General features: G+C 37.0%; 16 protein-coding genes. 5 read left to right on the forward strand and 11 right to left on the reverse strand.

Annotated features, from left to right (window positions below; translation table 11 throughout):
- The first annotated feature begins 97 nt into the window (after positions 1 to 97).
- Positions 98 to 1867, forward strand: a complete 1770-nt coding sequence (locus G525_RS0119275) for a MutS-related protein (protein ID WP_027127601.1) — start codon at positions 98 to 100, stop codon at positions 1865 to 1867.
- Positions 1868 to 1902: 35 nt separating this feature from the next.
- Here G525_RS0119275 and G525_RS0119280 read toward each other — a convergent pair whose 3' ends face one another.
- The 5 genes from G525_RS0119280 to G525_RS0119300 form a co-directional block, all read right to left on the reverse strand.
- A complete protein-coding gene (locus tag G525_RS0119280; RefSeq protein ID WP_027127602.1) occupies positions 1903 to 4002 on the reverse strand; it encodes an amino acid carrier protein in 2100 nt (699 codons plus the stop codon).
- 282 nt (positions 4003 to 4284) lie between these two features.
- Positions 4285 to 4545 (reverse strand): 50S ribosomal protein L27, encoded by a 261-nt coding sequence (gene rpmA / locus G525_RS0119285; protein ID WP_027127603.1) that lies wholly within the window; start codon positions 4543 to 4545, stop codon positions 4285 to 4287.
- Between the two features lie 48 nt (positions 4546 to 4593).
- Entirely contained in the window at positions 4594 to 5340 is a 747-nt protein-coding gene (rplU, locus tag G525_RS0119290) for a 50S ribosomal protein L21 (RefSeq protein WP_027127604.1), read from the reverse strand.
- Positions 5341 to 5572: 232 nt separating this feature from the next.
- Positions 5573 to 6811 carry an ATP-binding cassette domain-containing protein gene (locus G525_RS0119295; RefSeq protein WP_245577830.1) on the reverse strand — a complete coding sequence of 413 codons (1239 nt, stop codon included), beginning with the start codon at positions 6809 to 6811 and terminating at the stop codon, positions 5573 to 5575.
- 40 nt (positions 6812 to 6851) lie between these two features.
- A complete protein-coding gene (locus G525_RS0119300; RefSeq protein ID WP_027127606.1) occupies positions 6852 to 7337 on the reverse strand; it encodes a DUF4199 domain-containing protein in 486 nt (161 codons plus the stop codon).
- Between the two features lie 189 nt (positions 7338 to 7526).
- On the opposite strand from G525_RS0119300, the gene G525_RS0119305 reads away from it, so the two are divergent.
- Together G525_RS0119305 and G525_RS0119310 are read left to right on the forward strand one after the other, a co-directional pair.
- Entirely contained in the window at positions 7527 to 8846 is a 1320-nt protein-coding gene (locus G525_RS0119305) for a M16 family metallopeptidase (RefSeq protein ID WP_027127607.1), read from the forward strand.
- A 29-nt stretch (positions 8847 to 8875) separates the two neighbouring features.
- Entirely contained in the window at positions 8876 to 10951 is a 2076-nt protein-coding gene (locus G525_RS0119310; protein WP_027127608.1) for a M16 family metallopeptidase, read from the forward strand.
- 43 nt (positions 10952 to 10994) lie between these two features.
- Here G525_RS0119310 and G525_RS0119315 read toward each other — a convergent pair whose 3' ends face one another.
- Positions 10995 to 11849, reverse strand: a complete 855-nt coding sequence (locus G525_RS0119315) for a DMT family transporter (RefSeq protein WP_027127609.1) — start codon at positions 11847 to 11849, stop codon at positions 10995 to 10997.
- A 158-nt stretch (positions 11850 to 12007) separates the two neighbouring features.
- On the opposite strand from G525_RS0119315, the gene G525_RS0119320 reads away from it, so the two are divergent.
- A complete protein-coding gene (locus G525_RS0119320; RefSeq protein ID WP_027127610.1) occupies positions 12008 to 12409 on the forward strand; it encodes a heavy-metal-associated domain-containing protein in 402 nt (133 codons plus the stop codon).
- Between the two features lie 71 nt (positions 12410 to 12480).
- On the opposite strand, the gene G525_RS0119325 is transcribed toward G525_RS0119320, so the two are convergent.
- Genes G525_RS0119325 through G525_RS0119335 form a run of 3 tightly spaced genes read right to left on the reverse strand, consistent with a single transcriptional unit; the run spans position 12481 to position 14148 of the window.
- On the reverse strand, positions 12481 to 13005 hold the full coding sequence (locus G525_RS0119325; RefSeq protein ID WP_342662773.1) for a YciI family protein: 525 nt from the start codon (positions 13003 to 13005) through the stop codon (positions 12481 to 12483).
- 11 nt (positions 13006 to 13016) lie between these two features.
- A complete protein-coding gene (locus G525_RS0119330; protein ID WP_027127612.1) occupies positions 13017 to 13487 on the reverse strand; it encodes a CYTH domain-containing protein in 471 nt (156 codons plus the stop codon).
- Position 13488: 1 nt separating this feature from the next.
- Positions 13489 to 14148 carry an NAD(P)H-binding protein gene (locus G525_RS0119335; protein WP_027127613.1) on the reverse strand — a complete coding sequence of 220 codons (660 nt, stop codon included), beginning with the start codon at positions 14146 to 14148 and terminating at the stop codon, positions 13489 to 13491.
- 42 nt (positions 14149 to 14190) lie between these two features.
- Here G525_RS0119335 and dinB point away from each other — a divergent pair, with 42 nt between their 5' ends.
- A complete protein-coding gene (gene dinB, locus G525_RS0119340; RefSeq protein ID WP_027127614.1) occupies positions 14191 to 15300 on the forward strand; it encodes a DNA polymerase IV in 1110 nt (369 codons plus the stop codon).
- Positions 15301 to 15327: 27 nt separating this feature from the next.
- Here the strand turns inward: dinB and G525_RS0119345 are convergent, their stop codons facing one another.
- Both G525_RS0119345 and pyk read right to left on the reverse strand, forming a co-directional pair.
- Complete coding sequence (locus tag G525_RS0119345) at positions 15328 to 15720, reverse strand: hypothetical protein (protein ID WP_027127615.1); 393 nt, start codon at positions 15718 to 15720, stop codon at positions 15328 to 15330.
- Between the two features lie 217 nt (positions 15721 to 15937).
- Positions 15938 to 17380, reverse strand: a complete 1443-nt coding sequence (gene pyk / locus G525_RS0119350) for a pyruvate kinase (protein WP_027127616.1) — start codon at positions 17378 to 17380, stop codon at positions 15938 to 15940.
- Between the last annotated feature and the right edge of the window lie 2 nt (positions 17381 to 17382).

Raw genomic sequence — 17382 nt, forward strand, 5'->3', positions numbered from 1 at the left:
AATTTTTACAACCTTCCAAAAGCGAAGGCCTTAATATCTCTTAAAATCCCAATTCATTATTGGGATTTTTTGTTTCTTTGAATTTCAAATTAAGAAAATGGACAATCCAAATCTGTACTACCAGCAGCACTTAGAACGTTATGAAGTAGAAGCCGCTTCCCTTTATAAGAAAATGGCACTTTTCAGTACACTCCGTATTCTGGTGTTTTTGCTAACCGCATTTGGTATTTATATGACTTTTTCCAATTGGCAAATTGCCGTAGGAATTGCAGTCATTGGCATTATTATTTTTATAGTGCTCTTGTCTAAATATACAGATATAAAGGCCCAAAGGAAATTAAAATTAGCTTTAGCAGATATCAATAGGACCGAATTGGAAATCAGTTCAGGTAATTTTCATGATCGGGACCAAGGTCTGGCCTTTCAAGAGCCTCTACATTTTTATAGCTTGGATATTGATTTGTTTGGTCGTGGTTCCTTTTTTCAATTTATTAATAGAACGGTTATTAATGAAGGTACACAAGAACTAGCAGACACTCTTAAAGCGAATAACATTGAAAATATCCGAAAGCGTCAAGAAGCCATCAACGAATTGGCCTCAAAACCAGAATGGCGCCAATTATATTCGGCCACCGCAAGTTTGATAAAAGTAGAAACTTCAGCAAAAACCATCATTAATTGGCTTAAGAGCCATAAAGTCTTTCTGCCAAAAGCAATGCAATGGATTCCGTATGGCTTCTTAGGAGGCACCATGATCATCTTTTCCCTTTTCTTTTTTGAACTTATCAGCATCGGGTTTTTGGGGTACTGGCTTTTAATAGGACTGGGGATTACAGGAATATATTTAAAGAAAATCAACAATTTAGCTTCACATGCCGATGAGATCAAAGAAACCTTCAAACAATACACTATGCTTTTGGATCAAATAGAAAATGAAGTCTTTACTTCTGAATTATTAATTGAAAAGCAGAAATACATTCAATCCGAATCAGAAAAAGCATCACTAATTTTCAAAAAATTATCAAAAGCCTTAGATGCATTGGATAATCGAAACAATTTTATATCGGCCATATTCGGAAACGGCTATTTTTTAACCGATTTAAAAAACAGCTACAAAGTAGAGCAATGGCTTTCTGACTACAAGGATAAGGTAGAGGATTGGTTTGAGGTGGTGTCGTTTTTCGATGCTTATAATAGTTTGGGAAATTATACGTTCAACCATCCAAACTATGTGTTTCCAAATATTACAAACAACAAAGAGATCATTAAAGCAAAGGATTTAGGACATCCTTTACTGAAGGTTGAGAAACGGGTGGATAACGATCTCCATATTGATAACGAACAATTTCTTATTGTTACCGGCGCGAATATGGCAGGAAAAAGTACCTTTTTAAGAACCGTTTCCTTACATATTGTAATGGCCAATGTGGGATTGCCTGTATGTGCTACGGCAAGCGATTACAATCCCGTAAAATTAATTACAAGCATGCGTACCAGCGATTCCTTGACCGATGATAGTTCCTATTTCTTTTCGGAATTAACACGCTTAAAATTCATTGTAGACGCAATCCAGGAAGAACCCTATTTTATCATTCTCGATGAAATTCTTAAAGGTACCAATAGTACGGACAAGGCCATAGGCTCACGGAAATTTGTGGAAAAACTCGTAGCTTCTAACGCCACGGGAATCATTGCCACTCATGATTTGAGTTTATGCGAAATAGAAAAGGAACTTGATGAAGTGAAAAATTATTATTTTGATGCTGAAATCATTGATGACGAACTCCATTTTGACTATACCTTCAAAACTGGGGTGTGCAAGAATATGAACGCCAGTTTCTTATTGAAGAAAATGGAGATCATATAATTTTTGCATCTATCAGATTAAACATTTACGCCTCATCATTCTTTTACTTTCAGAAACTTTGGATTGATGTACAATTTTCCATGTTTTAATTTCTGCCAATAAATTTTCATATCCGCATTAATTTCAGGCGCCATAATATACAATCCGATGATATTAGGAAAAGACATGGCTAGGATCATCATATCGGCAAAACTTAAAACAGCGCCCAAACTTACCGAAGCACCCAAGACTACAAACCCTAAATACATGATTTTATAGACCATTTCCAGTTTTTTACTTCTCCCAAAGAGATAACTCCAAGAACGCATGCCGTAATACGACCAAGAGACCATTGTGGAAAAAGCAAATAGCAGTACTGCCACCGCCAAAACTGAAGGAAACCAAGACACCACACTTCCAAAAGCATCAGCAGTCAGTTCCACGCCGCCAAGACCACTACTCGTTTCATGCATTCCAGTAAATATCAAAACCAATGCCGTCATGGTACATACCAACATCGTATCAATAAAAGGCTCAACCAATGACGTAAATCCGTCGGCAATAGGATGGTTTGTCTTGGAGGCACTGTGGGCAATTGCTGCCGATCCAACTCCTGCCTCACTAGAAAATGCTGCACGTTGCAAACCAATGATCAGCACCCCTATAAATCCTCCTTTTAAGGCTTCTGCCGAAAATGCGCCATCAACAATTGCTAAAAAGGCACCACCAATATACTCAACGTGATAACCGATCACTACCAAACATCCCAACACATATAAAATGGCCATCAGCGGCACTACTTTTTCCGTCACTTTGGCAATACTTCTAATTCCTCCAATAATTACAGCACCTATTAAAAGAGCAAAGACAATCCCGAACCAAAATCCATGGCCCTGTAAAAACGGAAGTTCTTCTGAGACGATTTTAAACGCCTGATTGGACTGAAGCATATTACCACCTCCAAAAGAAGCGCCTACGCCGAGAACTGCAAAAAGAATCGCCAGGAATTTCCCCAGCTTTTTAAGATTTCGTTTTTCTAGACCATAACGCAAGTAGTTCATAGGTCCACCAAAAATGCGACCTTCTTCATCAATAAAACGGTATTTTACACCCAAGGTACATTCGGCAAATTTTAAAGACATTCCAAAAAAACCAGCGAGGAACATCCAAAAGGTCGCTCCTGCCCCACCTAAAGAAATGGCTACAGCAACGCCTGCTATATTTCCCAATCCCACGGTGGCCGATACCGCAGTGGCCATAGCCTGAAAGTGGGTTATGGTTCCTGGGGCATTAGGATCGTCATACTTTCCTCTTGCCAAGTCTAAAGAATGTCGAAAACCACGAATGTTCACAAACTTTAAACGCAACGTAAAGAAGATACTTCCCAAAATAAGCCACACCACAATAAAAGGGATGGTATTGGTTTTTGTATCGCCATTTGGATATAACAACGGTTCAGGGGATTGCAAATTGATGACCGCCAAAAGTGGTGTTTTAAAGTAACCGGCATCAGGTTCACTTGAAATGATTTCACCTTCCTTGAGAACATGTTCTATGCTGCCATCCGCCGAAGCAAATACAGCTAATTCTTTACCAAGATCACTTTCCAATAGCGCAATTTTATCACCTTTCTTTACTTGAGTTCCATCGGCAACCAACCATTTTGTTACTTGATATTCCTCATCTGGGGTCACATCTCTTGGTGAAAGCGGAACATTCTTTTCAGAAGTGTACACTATCGGATCATAGAGACCAAGAGTAGCAAAAGCATCCCAAAACAAAACAGCACCCAGTACATCAACCGCCGGCTGTACTTTACTATTAAAAATTTCAGTGATTGATTTAGCAGGTATAGTAAATTGTTTAAAAACCGAATTTCCATTGGCATCACTAATTGTGACTGAGTGTTCCATACCCTCTATCAAACCAACAGATTGTGCAACATCTAAAGGCGTGTTGACATTACTCCATTTATATTGGTATGGCGCTTGGCCACCTTCTATCGCTACTTTTGCCACGCCATTATTAATTTCGGAAGATGGATTAAGAAGTTCAAGGCTAACCGCCATTTCGCCAGTAGAGTGCATCTGAGCGAAAGCATTCATAGACGTTATGAGCAACAGTGCCAACACGGCAATAATTCTAGATTTTATCATCAAATAGTTTAAGGGTTCGTGATTAATTAATGGATAGTAACAATATTAGCAATAAATAGAGGTCCTCCCAAAATATTGAAGTTCTTTTTTTATAATTCATATAAACCTTTTGCTGAATAAAATGCAGGATCTCAGCCTCATATATTTCTTTACACGCCCATTTTTAGAAAACTTCAGATTAATCATTAGAATTATTAACCTAAAACAATTTAAAATATATCCACAAAAAAACCCTCTCTGATTTCAGAAAGGGTTTTTAGGTATGAAAAGAATCTGTAAAAATTAAACCTCAAACGGTTCAATTGACACATAAGACTTATTGTCTCTTTTCTTTGTAAATTTCACTAGACCATCAACTTGTGCATGCAAAGTGTGATCTTTTCCACCATACACATTCTCACCTGGATGATGTGTATAGCCTCTTTGTCTTACGATGATATTTCCAGCAATAGCAGCTTGACCACCAAAAATCTTTACACCAAGGCGTTTCGATTCTGATTCTCTACCGTTTTTAGAACTACCAACTCCTTTTTTATGAGCCATTGTCTTAAGGTTTTAATTGTCTGCCTTATCAGCAAACAGGTTTCTATATTATTTTTTGTCTTTCAACAAAGCTTTTGCTTGTTTAACCCACTCCTCAGTTTCGATTTTCTCACGAGTGATGCCATCAATTGCAGAAAGTTCGTCTCTATCAGCAGCTTTCAATTTGCTGATTTGCTCGTAAGTATAAATACCTAACTCGTTAAGCTTCTCTTCGTAGACAGGACCGATTCCGTTGATCAATTTCAAATCATCAGCATCTGCTTTTAAAGCAGTTCCTATACTATGAAGTACTTTGTCAATGTTGATTTCAATGTGTGCGTCCTCAGCTCTGTGCTCAGCACGAGTTACTAAGTTTTCACTCACTTCAACTTCTTTTTTAGTAGCTTTTTTAGCTTCTTTTACTGGCGCAGCTTTTTCAGCTTTTGCAGGCTTGGCTGCCTTGGCAGGTTTAGCTTTCTCAGTTTTTTCGGCTTTAGTTCCTCCTGAAGCAACAATGCTTTCAATAACGATTTCAGTAAGAGCTTGACGGTGTCCGTTTTTCACACGGTAACCTTTACGTCTTTTCTTTTTGAAAACGATAACTTTATCACCTTTAAGATGACTTAAGACTTTTGCTCCTACTTGAGCTCCGTCTATAGCTGGGGCGCCTACAGTAAATGAATCACCATCACCAATCAAAAGAACATTATCGAAAGACACTGTCTTTCCTTCTTCTGTTGCTAAACGGTGAACAAACACTTTCTGGTCTTTTTCAACTTTGAATTGTTGCCCTGCTATCTCTACAATTGCGTACATAGCGTAACGTTTAAATTAATTAATTTTTGTTATAAAATGGGTGCAAATATACACCTAATTAATTAATCTACAAACGTTTTTTGACTGCAACACAGAATATTTACGTTTAAAAGTACAAAAAAGAAATCAAACCGATATTTGGAGCAAGCTCAGTTCCAATCAATCAAACTTTAGAAATTCCAGTAATGCCCACTTCAAAACAAATAATTTCAAAGAGATTCTACAATTAAAATCAGAGTTTTATTTGTCCTAAAGAACCGTCTTCAGTTGGAATCAATTCATAAATATGCGAAGGTGCCAATGCCTCTTCAACAGTATGAGAGACATAGATAATAGTGATTTGGGTTTTCTCAACTAAGGTGTTGATCAATTGGGCCACCAAATCCACATTTTCAGTATCAAGCCCTTCAAAAGGTTCGTCCAATATTAATAGAGGGGGCTGTTTTATTAAAGCTCTGGCTATCAATACCAACCGCTGTTGGCCCAATGGCAATCTGTTAAAATAAGAATCTTTCAAGTGTTTCATTTCAATAACATCGAGCCATTGCTTGGCTTTTTGCTGTTGCAAACCACTAGGTTTCCTGTATAATCCGATTGAATCAAAAAAACCTGATACTATCATTTGTTCCACCGTGTGGTTTCTTTTAAATAATTCCGCCAAGTTGGTAGAAAAATAGCCGATTTTTCTTTTAAGCTCCCATATACTTTCTCCGCTCCCTTTTTTTCGGTCAAAAATCATAATATCCTGTCCGTAGGCTTTTGGATTATCACCAGTAATCATCGATAATAAAGTGCTTTTTCCTGATCCATTAGGACCTATCAATTGCCAAAATTCACCTGGCTGAACTTTCCAGTTAATATTGGTAACGATAGGTGTATCATCATAGTGAATGGACACCTTATCAAATTTTATAATAGTTTCATAATCTTTCTTGAAAAACATCAAAGAACTAGGAAAATCTGTTGCAATTTTATTTTTTTTGGTTTGAACTATTTCTGGGACATCAGAAATCACAAAAGAATTATCCTGCACATATCCCACATTCCTTATAAATGGCAACACACTATCTTTGCGATGTTCTACTTGAATTATGGAAATTGATTTTGATAGTTCAAGAAGTTGGCTGGAAAGTTCTTTTCTTGATGGAACATCGAGATGATCAAATAGGCTATCAAAAATAATATAATCTGGCTTTTGAGCCAAGCAATGGTCCAACAATGCTTTTCGGCGTTCTCCCGAAGAAAACGTATGCAAAAACCTGTTTTGCGCCTTTGTAATTTCAATGGTATGATGCCTATGTTCACTTTCAATATACTGAGCGATGGTCAAGTCTGAAAAAAGCGCACCTTTATAACCATTAAATACTCGTAATTTCCCTTCATTATTATCTGATAAAACAGCATTCAAGAAGGCCTTTTTATCTACAATATTGGATAATAGAATTCCAAAATGAAACAGGTTTTGATTCAAAACTTTAGTCTGAAAGATATTTTATGAAGAAAATTGAATTCTAGCGTTTTTCTGATTTTTTATCAAACAATTCTTCCTGTTGACCAACGTGCTGGCTCTTTTTAAATATTTGCATGCAAGTTAAGGTCAATACAGCAGTGGAAGCCAAGCCTTCCATCACTAAAATGAGGATCAATAAGCCAGGGCCTTGATTACTATCGCCAAACCATTCCGCCAGAATATCCTGTGCAAATGACTTATCGAGATGGAACATATATATGGCCATAAAAATAACAAAGCAGCCTGTAGCAATAAACCCTGTAAGTAAGCCGGTTTTAAATCCATCGACATACGTAAACCCAGCATTGTATTTGAACTTGTAATATTTAATGGCAAAGAAAATCCCTACAGCCATAAAGAGCCCATTAGCCAAACGTAACCAAACACTGTCATGCAAACCAAACAATCTCAAAATTAAGAAATAGGCGATTAAACAAGCAGTAATAAACAACCCGTATTTTAAGGCAACTGTCAAAGATCTATTCATGAAATAAGTGTTTTTTCATTTAATATTTAAAATTCGTGAAAAATTCTGAATTATTGTAATTTTCTGACGTTATTTTTAACAGCTTATGACTCTATGGCATAATCATTTGCTATTTTTGTGAGAATGTGTAACTATTGTTCACTTTGAGCTACTTACATCATAAAACAACTAATCTTTAAATAAAAGACAATGAAAAAATGCTTATTCTCCTTGGCCTCTTTGCTTATTTTTGGCACTTTAGCCCATGCGCAAAAGGTTGAATTTGAAGAGTTTGATTTAGACAACGGACTCCATGTTATTCTGCATCAAGACAATTCAGCCCCTGTAGTAATTACCTCAGTTATGTATGACGTAGGTGGAAAAGATTATGAACCATCCCGTACGGGTTTTGCTCATTTTTTTGAGCATCTTTTATTTGAAGGCACTGAAAATATTGGCCGTGGCGAATGGTTTACCGTAGTATCCTCCAATGGAGGAACCAACAACGCCAACACTTCTTTGGACAGAACATACTATTACGAAATCTTTCCTTCAAATAATTTGGAGTTGGGTTTATGGATGGAATCTGAACGCTTGATGCATCCTATTATCAATCAAGTAGGGGTAGATACTCAAAATGAAGTGGTAAAAGAAGAAAAACGATTGCGTATGGACAACGCTCCTTATGGTGCATTTTTAGCGGCCATTGGAGAAAACTTGTTTAAAGTCCATCCTTACAAAGAGAAACTTATTGGTGAAATGGAAGATTTGGATGCTGCTACTTTAGAAGAATTCCAAGCTTATTTCAAAAAATATTATGTACCAAACAACGCCGTATTAGTTGTTGCTGGTGATATTGACAAAGCAAAAACAAAAAAGATGGTCAAGGATTATTTTGGTCCTATCCCAAGAGGCGAAAAGGTTGTGAGAGGTTTCTCTAAAGAACAACCCATCACAGAAACTATTAAAGCAGAGTATTACGATAACAACATTCAAATTCCTGCAGTAATCGCCGCTTACCGTACGCCAGGTTTTAAAGAGCGTGAATCTTATATTCTCGATATGATCTCAAGTTATCTAAGTGGTGGTAAAAGTTCTGTGCTATACAAAAAAATGGTAGATGAGAAAAAAATGGCACTTCAAGCGCAAGCTATCAACGTAGGTCAAATGGATTATAGCGTGTTTGCAATTTTGGCGTTACCTTTAGGAGACGTGACCCTAGACAGCTTGTTGGCAGAAATGGATGAAGAAATTTTAAAAATCCAGACGGAATTGATTTCTGAAAGAGATTACCAAAAACTTAAAAATCAATTTGAAAACCAATATGTCAATTCCAATTCCAGTGTGGAAGGGATTGCAGAAAATTTGGCCACCAACTATCTTTTAAAAGGTGATGTGAATCTTATCAACTCTGAAATTGATATTTACCGCTCTGTCACTAGGGAAGAAATTAGAGATGTGGCCAAAAAGTACCTCAGCCCTAACCAACGTTTAGAACTTGACTATCTTCCAAAGAAAGATAACAAATAATTGAAATTTTAAAACAAAAATTGTATCCTATGAAAACTTATATATCAGCGTTTCTAATGTTGTTTTTTGTTGCTTTTTCTGCGCATGCACAAATTGACCGTTCAAAACAACCGCAACCTGGACCTGCTCCAAAAATCGATTTAAAATCACCGCAGGAATTCACACTTAAAAACGGGATGAAAGTGATGGTGGTCGAAAACCACAAACTCCCTAGAGTTTCCTTTAACTTAACTATAGACAACACACCAGAAACCGAAGGCACTAAAGCTGGTGTTTCCACTTTGGTAGGCGGTATGTTAGGTAACGGAACTACATCCATCTCTAAAGAAAAATTCAATGAAGAAATCGATTTCTTGGGTGCAACTTTAAATTTCGGATCTTCTGGCGGCTATGCCAGCGCGCTTTCTCAATATTCTGATCGGGTTTTAGAACTGATGGCTGATGCAGCCACTCACCCATTATTGACTGAGGATGAGTTCCAAAAAGAAAAGGATAGACTTCTTGAAGGTTTGAAAGCACAAGAAAAAAGTGTCGATGCTGTTGCGAGCCGAGTGGGACAAGCATTATCCTATGGCGTTAACCATCCTTATGGCGAATTTGTATCTACAGAAACCGTTAATAATATCAATTTTGGGGATATTACTGCTTTCTATGAAGAAAGCTTCAATCCTAACCATGCCTATCTCGTTGTTATCGGTGATGTGGAATTCACAAAAATTAAATCTCAAGTTGAAAAATATTTTGGTAATTGGAAGAAATCTATAGTCATTGAAACAAATGTTCCTGACGCAACGCCCAACGCGCAATACACACAAATTAATTTTGTGGATATGCCCAATGCCGTACAATCTAACATCGCTGTGACAAATAATGTCAATTTAAAAATGAATGATCCAGATTACCATGCCGTATTGGTAGCCAATAAAATTTTGGGCGGTGGTTTTGACAGTTATTTAAATATGAACTTACGCGAGAAGCACGCCTATACGTATGGCGCAGGTTCGAGCGTAAATGCAGATAAGTATGTTGGACGTTTTAGAGCTAGTTCTGCTGTAAGAAACGCTGTTACAGATAGTGCTGTCGTTCAAACATTAAAGGAAATCAATCGCATAAAAACAGAACCTGTAGATGCTATAGCACTTAAAAATGCAAAGGCTAAATATGTTGGTGATTTTGTATTGGCCTTAGAAAGTCCGCAAACGGTTGCCAGATATGCTTTAAACATCAAGATAAACAATTTACCAAAAGATTTCTACGAGACTTTTTTACAAAAAATAAATGCAGTGACATCGGAAGATGTCACCCGTGTAGCCAACACATACTTTAAACCAGAAAATGCTCGTATTATCGTGGTTGGAAAAGGCGCTGATGTTTTAGAGAACCTAGAAAAAACTGGGATTCCAATTCTGTATTTTGATACTTATGCAAGTCCTGTAAGCAAACCAGAGTTTTCAAAACCAATTCCTGATGGTGTTACCGCACAAACCGTAATGGACTCTTATCTAAATGCTGTTGGCGGTAAAGACAAAGCAAAAACTGTAAAAACAGTTTGGACCTCTGCCAACGTAACTATTGAAGGCATGCCTTTTTCTCCTCTTGGTGAAATGAAAGCTATGGTACCAAACAAAACTTCTATGGAGATGTCCATTGAAGGTATGGGCGTAGTGATGAAGCAAAAATTTGACGGTACCACTGGCTATATAGAACAACAAGGAAATAAGCTCGAGCTTACAACAGACCAGATTGCAGACCAAAAAGCCGAATATTCAATTTTTCCAGAATTGCATTATGAACCTAGCATGTTAACTTTAGAGAGCGTTACCAGTATTGATGGAAATGATGTTTATAAAATAAAGGTTTCCTCAAACGGCAAAGACTCATTTCGTTATTATGATGTAAACTCAGGTCTTTTGATAAGGGTTGAAAAAACTACTGAAGCACAAGGACAATCTTTTACAGCAGTAGAAGATTATGGTAACTATTCACCAGTAAAGGAAGTACTGTATCCTTATAGTATTTCTGTGACAACAGGACCGCAAGTGATTAAAATGAACGTGACGAACCACATTGTTAATGAAGGAGTAACAGAAGCAGATTTTAATTAAGAAACATCCATTATAATAGGGAAAAGTCTGAAGCCTAAAAGCTTCAGACTTTTTTTATGTTAGTTTTATTTGATAAAAACACCCCTACTAAAATGACGGAGGCGGCAACTCCTTGTATGGCACTAAAGGACTCACCATCCAAAACTCCCCAAATTATAGCTACCAAAGGAATTAAATAAGTTACGGAAGATGAAAACGCCGGAGTTGAAATCTGGACAAGCTTATAATAAAGAAGCTTTAATAGTGCCGTTCCAAAAAGGGCCAAAATACCAACATAAAAAACAGCCATTTCAAAATTTGGATCTCCAAAAGTCGTCTGTGTAAAAAATTCTGACCAAAATAGGACGGCAAGAGCTGGTAGAAAAATACTTAAATAATTTCCCGTTACTATATACAATGGTTTCACGTCTTGAAGAAAGCGTTTAATGATATTAACATTGGCCGCGTACATAAGTGTGGAGATTATCACATATAAAATATAAAAATAATTTTGATTGGAATGAAGGGTTGCTCCTTTAAAAATGAGTAACGATGTACCTATAAAACCAATAATTATACCCGCAACTTGACGCTTTGTAGAGGCAATTCCAAAAACTGCAAATCCCAATAAAACTGTATTTAGCGGCACTAAAGAATTTAGCATTGACACCACTGAACTGTCTACTTCAGTTTCTGCCAAAGCCAATAAAAATGAAGGAAAAAAAGCGCCTATAAATCCAGATATTAAGATCCATTTCCATTGCGCTTTATGGATGTGCTTTAATGTTTGATAACTAAAACCTGCAAGAAACAAGGTTGTAAAAACAATTCGCAAGGCTCCCAATTGGTAGGGTCCCATGCCTATCAAACCTTTTTTAATGAGTATAAACATGCTGCCCCAAACAAATGTAAGAGCCATTAAATACAGCCATTTCAAATACATACTTTTCTTCCTATAAATCACTGCAGGTTAAATTCTTAATTCTAGGTGCAAACAACGTGAATATTTCTTAATTTTGACTTTTACAACCATATTAAATAGCTATAACTCAATCAGAGTTTTAATCCCGATATATTATGAAAACTTTTAAAGCCCTTATCTTGCTTACTACACTGACCTTATTTTCAGTAAGCTGTAAAGACAATGCACAACCAGAAGTAATATCTGTTGCTATGGAGCAACCTGTCCCAGCTTCTGAAAAACAACTCGATCCCAATGCAACTTATGCAAAAGCGGAGTTTGGAATTGAAGGAATGACCTGTGCTATGGGTTGTGCCAAAACTATTGAAAAGAAGATTGCTAAAATGGAAGGCGTAAAATCGGTTACGGTCGATTTTGATACACGTTTAGCCAAGGTGGAATATGACAACGCCAAAATAACTCCTACGTCACTCGAAGAGGCTGTTATTGCTGTTTCAGACACCTACAGTGTGAAAGACATGAAAACTGTGGATGCATTTTCTGCAGATTTTCAATAGACAACAATTTAGTCGCTGAACTTAAATATTTACAAAACCACTGTTCCTTAAAACAGTGGTTTTGTTGTTTCTTACCTTAAGGAATAGCCTTTAGGAGCCCACCACGGATGCATTTCAACAACCAAACTGCCTGATTTGACCATTGGATCGGCATTGGCCAAACTATCAGCCTTTTTCAAGGATGGAACACTGTAGATTGTCATATTACTTATCTCGCCAACGTCTCCAAATGGACCTGAAATATCAGCATAGCCTAGATCATACATTTTTTTTAAGTGTTCTAAATGTAATTTTTGCAAACGTTTAGATTCTTCCTCATTTTGGATTTTGCTAGGTCCTGTTTTTAAAAAGGCGACAAAATATTGCTGCATAATTATGGTGTCTTTTGTTTTCTCATCAATAACATCAAAAATTTGATAACCTTTGGTAAGTAATGCCTCCCTAAGTTCAGTTTGAGTCTTAGGCTCAGGAATAATCGAATCTAAACGCTCCGAACTTACAGTAACGTCATCTTTATCTATTTTTCTATATTTTTCATTGCAAGCGGTCAGAAATAAAAATATTCCTGCCGTTAAGATTATATATTTCTTCATCATAAATTTTAAAATTAAGTCCAATTTTGATATGGATTTTTGACTAATTGGGAGTTATAGTATTTTAATTGACCCGTAACTTCCTCACCAAGCCATTTCGGTTTTTGAAAAGTTTCAGATACATGCTTTAACTCTACTTCAGCAACTATCAAACCTTCGTTGGAGCCAAAAAACTCATCCACCTCAAAAATATGATCGCCATATTTTATCTCATATCTCATCTTCTCAATACTGCCTTCTTCGCATAAATTCAAAAGGGCTTCGGCGTCTGCAGTTGAAATTTTTGTTTCCCATTCAAATCGGGAGATACCATCTCCTGTCGGTTCTCCTTTTATGGTCAAAAAACCTTCATTACCATGAATTCTTACCCTAACAATTCTGCTTTTATCAGAATTTAAAAAAGCCTGTACAATCCGTTTTTGCTTAAGAGCTTCCAATTTAAAATCTTCAGATAGCACCAAAAATTTACGCTCTATTTCAATCAGTTCACTCACCTAATTCTTGTATTTTTTTTGATTTAATTCGTCCGGAATTATAAGTTGTATTGACTAACCAAACCATACACTTGGCGATAGTTTCTGGAGCAATGGGCTGATAGCGTTTTAGGCCTCCAAAACGAAACATTGGTTTGATCAAACTCATCAAGCCGTTAAAGACATATTCTCCAAATCGAAATTCCTTCCGCTTGCCACTAATTAATGAAGGTTGTAAGATATAGGTATGAGGAATCTCCTCGCCAAGCACGGCTGCTTCCATTTTTCCTTTAGTTCTATTGTAAAATACTTTACTATTTTTTTTGGCACCTAAGGCCGAAATCACTAGAAAGGTTTTAATGCCATTCGTTTTACAGAGTTTTGCCGCAGCTACCGGAATGCCATAATCAATCTTTACATAGATCTCCTTATTTGAGGTTTTAGCTTTTGTGGTTCCGATACAGCAGTGTACTTCATCAGCCTTAAACTTATTGACATAATGGTCCAATTGAAATAAGTCAATGATGTATTCTTCAAGTTTCGGGTGTTTAATGTTACAGGAATTTCTTCCAAAAACGATGATTTGATTGTAACGCTCATCGTTTAAGAGCATATTTAATAAAATGTTCCCTGTGAGTCCGGTGGCTCCCAAAACAATTGCCGATTTTGCCATGTTTTATAATTTCTCTTCACTTAGATGTTATAAATTTACGGCATGCCAAACGATTTACCAATTAGAAAGATCATTCATGTGGATATGGACGCATTTTACGCATCTGTAGAGCAAATGGATTACCCTGAACTTAAAGGTAAAGCTTTGGCGGTTGGTGGCAGTGAGAAACGAGGAGTGGTGGCGGCAGCAAGTTATGAAGCCCGAAAATTTGGCGTACGAAGTGCCATGAGTGGTGCCCAAGCCAAACGCAACTGTCCGGAGTTAATTTTTGTGAAACCTAGATTTGATCGCTACAAGGAAATCTCAAAACAAATCAGAGCCATTTTTTATGATTATACAGACTTGGTAGAACCACTTTCTCTCGATGAAGCTTATTTAGATGTTACCGAAAATAAAATAGGAAACCCGAGCGCTTCCTTAATTGCCCAAGAAATCAGGGAGCGGATTTTTAAAGAAGTTGGGTTAACGGCTTCAGCAGGAATCTCAGTCAATAAATTTGTCGCCAAGATTGCAAGTGACTATAACAAACCCAATGGGCAAAAAACAGTAAATCCGGAAGAAGTTTTGGATTTTGTGCACGTGTTGGATATCAGAAAATTTCATGGTGTAGGAAAGGTTACTGCAGATAAGATGTACCAAATGGGCATTTTTACGGGAAATGATTTAAAATTAAAATCCCTGGAATACCTCGAAGATCATTTTGGAAAATCTGGAAGTTATTATTACCACCTCGTCAGAGGCATCCACAATAGTGAAGTTAAGCCCAACCGTATTCAAAAATCATTGGCGGCAGAACGCACATTTAATGAAAATTTATCAAGTGAGATTTTCATGCTGGAAAAATTGGATAAAATCGCTCATGAAGTTGCCAAGCGATTGGAAAATAGTAAGGTTGCCGGAAAAACAGTAACCTTAAAAATTAAATATAGCGATTTCACACTTCAGACCAGAAGTAAAACCCTACCTTATTTTATCAGCGACAAGAATATTATTCTCGAAACAGCCAAAGACTTACTTTATCAAGAAAAGATGAGCAATTCAGTGAGGTTACTAGGTATTTCATTGTCTAATTTGAATACGGAAAGCATCAAATTAAAGGACGTCGATTCTTTAAAGAAAAGCGTTACCGTGCAGCTAAAATTTGGGTTTTAGATCTCCCTTAATTTTCTCGGTTCCGAATCAGTATTCGTCAACCTTAATCTCAACGCTGTATTCATGAGGTTCAATTGGGCGCCCAGAGATTGGATAAGGCCTGATGTTGATTAATGTGATGGTTATTCCGTCGATGATGGTATCGCTCTGAAAATTACTATGACTATGTAAATTGAAATTACTGACATTGTCGTTTTTAGTTATCGTAAAGGCGGCCAACGCATCACCTCCCCAAACGCAAACGAGATCTGAAGGACATCTGGAATCATTAAAGACGGAGTCCAAACAAATTTGAGCTCTATTCTGGAATTCGTGAAAGCAGCCATTAACTTTTAAATTAACAACGCCTTTAGTGCCATTATTGTTACTGGAACAACTAAATGCCAAAATTACAAGTAAAAGAATAACGGTGTTTTTCATAAGGCAGATATCACTTTATATTAATTTACAGCTGAACACCTCACTATTTAGATGCGATATGACTATAATGGTTGCGTAATTAATTCTAGATAATGTGGACTCCGATAAAGTTACAAATTTTTAAAGATTTCAATTATATCAACAAAAAACCTCAAAGCCTTAAAAAGACGTTGAGGTTTTTGTGTTGAATAGGCTAACAGTAATTAGGCTTTGGTGTCTAAAAATTACAACTTGTTATTTCAGTCACTCTTAAGGTATTAACCATACCCTTTTCCTGGATGGGCATTGCCGCCAAACTTACGAGCATGTCACCCTCTTCTAAATAACCCTGTTTACAAGCTATTGCATTCACATCTTCAATGGTTTCATCTGTACTCACAAACTTATCATAGAAAAACGCTTTAACGCCCCAAAGTAAATTAAGTTGGGTTAAAATTCTGAGATTGGAAGTAAATACCAAAATATGAGAACTTGGTCTCCACGCTGATATTTGAAAAGCCGTATAACCACTATTTGTAAGGGTTGAAATAGCTCTTGCATTGATTTCATTGGCCATATTGGCCGCATGATAGCAAATTGACTTTGTAATATAACGTTTGGTACGAATATGTGGCGGTGATTGTGGCACCTTAATTAAGGGTGAATCTTCCACACTTTTAATAATATTGCTCATTTGTCGGATCACTTGTATAGGATATTGTCCTACGGAAGTCTCTCCTGATAGCATGACTGCATCTGCACCATCCATGACAGAGTTCGCAACATCATTTACTTCAGCGCGAGTTGGTGTTAAGCTAGAAATCATGGTTTCCATCATTTGTGTTGCAATAATCACTGGAATTCTTGCCCGCTTAGCTCTTAAAACCAATTGTTTTTGAATTAATGGCACTTCCTCTGCAGGAATTTCCACACCCAAATCTCCACGAGCAACCATCAATCCATCGCAATAAGCGACAATTTTATCAATGTTTTCTACCGCTTCCGGTTTTTCAATTTTGGCAATAATAGGAATTTTATGATCACTATGCTTTTTGATCAATTCACCCAACTCCATTAAATCTTCAGCATGACGCACAAAAGATAAGGCCATCCAATCTACTTTCATCTTTATGGCGAAAATGGCATCTTCAATATCTTTTTCCGTTAAGGCAGGTTGTGAGATATTGGTATTTGGAAGGTTAACACCTTTCTTTGATTTTAATGGTCCACCTTGGATAACGCGCGCTTTTACTTCAGATTTCTTATCTGTGGAAACCACTTCAAAAATCAGCTTTCCATCGTCAAGAAGAATACGTTCTCCCGGTTTGGCATCTTGTGGGAATTTGTCATAAGTCATAAAGACACGATCTTTTGTGCCTTCAAATTTCTTCCCCGTTGCGAAGATAATTTCATCGCCCGCATTCACGACCACTTCACCCTTCATCACACCAACGCGTAATTTGGGTCCTTGTAAATCTCCTAAAATGGCGGCATTATAGCCAAACTCCTCATTGAGATCCCGAATCATATTGATACGTTCTTCAACGTCAGCATAATTGGCGTGAGAAAAATTGATCCTGAAGACATCAACGCCTTCGTCAAGCATTCCTTTTAAAACTGCTTTAGTACTCGTTGCGGGCCCTAAAGTGGCTACTATTTTTGTTTTCTTTCGTTTTTGCATTA

The sequence above is a fragment of the Gelidibacter mesophilus DSM 14095 genome (assembly GCF_000423005.1).
GTDB classification, from domain to species: Bacteria; Bacteroidota; Bacteroidia; order Flavobacteriales; family Flavobacteriaceae; genus Gelidibacter; species Gelidibacter mesophilus.

Coding starts and splice junctions, on each gene's coding strand:
- G525_RS0119275 (WP_027127601.1), top strand. CDS start 98: ATGGACAATCCAAATCTGTACTACCAGCAGCACTTAGAACGTTATGAA.
- G525_RS0119280 (WP_027127602.1), bottom strand. CDS start 4,002: ATGATAAAATCTAGAATTATTGCCGTGTTGGCACTGTTGCTCATAACG.
- rpmA (WP_027127603.1), bottom strand. CDS start 4,545: ATGGCTCATAAAAAAGGAGTTGGTAGTTCTAAAAACGGTAGAGAATCA.
- rplU (WP_027127604.1), bottom strand. CDS start 5,340: ATGTACGCAATTGTAGAGATAGCAGGGCAACAATTCAAAGTTGAAAAA.
- G525_RS0119300 (WP_027127606.1), bottom strand. CDS start 7,337: ATGAATAGATCTTTGACAGTTGCCTTAAAATACGGGTTGTTTATTACT.
- G525_RS0119305 (WP_027127607.1), top strand. CDS start 7,527: ATGAAAAAATGCTTATTCTCCTTGGCCTCTTTGCTTATTTTTGGCACT.
- G525_RS0119310 (WP_027127608.1), top strand. CDS start 8,876: ATGAAAACTTATATATCAGCGTTTCTAATGTTGTTTTTTGTTGCTTTT.
- G525_RS0119315 (WP_027127609.1), bottom strand. CDS start 11,849: ATGGCTCTTACATTTGTTTGGGGCAGCATGTTTATACTCATTAAAAAA.
- G525_RS0119320 (WP_027127610.1), top strand. CDS start 12,008: ATGAAAACTTTTAAAGCCCTTATCTTGCTTACTACACTGACCTTATTT.
- G525_RS0119325 (WP_342662773.1), bottom strand. CDS start 13,005: ATGATGAAGAAATATATAATCTTAACGGCAGGAATATTTTTATTTCTG.
- G525_RS0119335 (WP_027127613.1), bottom strand. CDS start 14,148: ATGGCAAAATCGGCAATTGTTTTGGGAGCCACCGGACTCACAGGGAAC.
- dinB (WP_027127614.1), top strand. CDS start 14,191: ATGCCAAACGATTTACCAATTAGAAAGATCATTCATGTGGATATGGAC.
- G525_RS0119345 (WP_027127615.1), bottom strand. CDS start 15,720: ATGAAAAACACCGTTATTCTTTTACTTGTAATTTTGGCATTTAGTTGT.
- pyk (WP_027127616.1), bottom strand. CDS start 17,380: ATGCAAAAACGAAAGAAAACAAAAATAGTAGCCACTTTAGGGCCCGCA.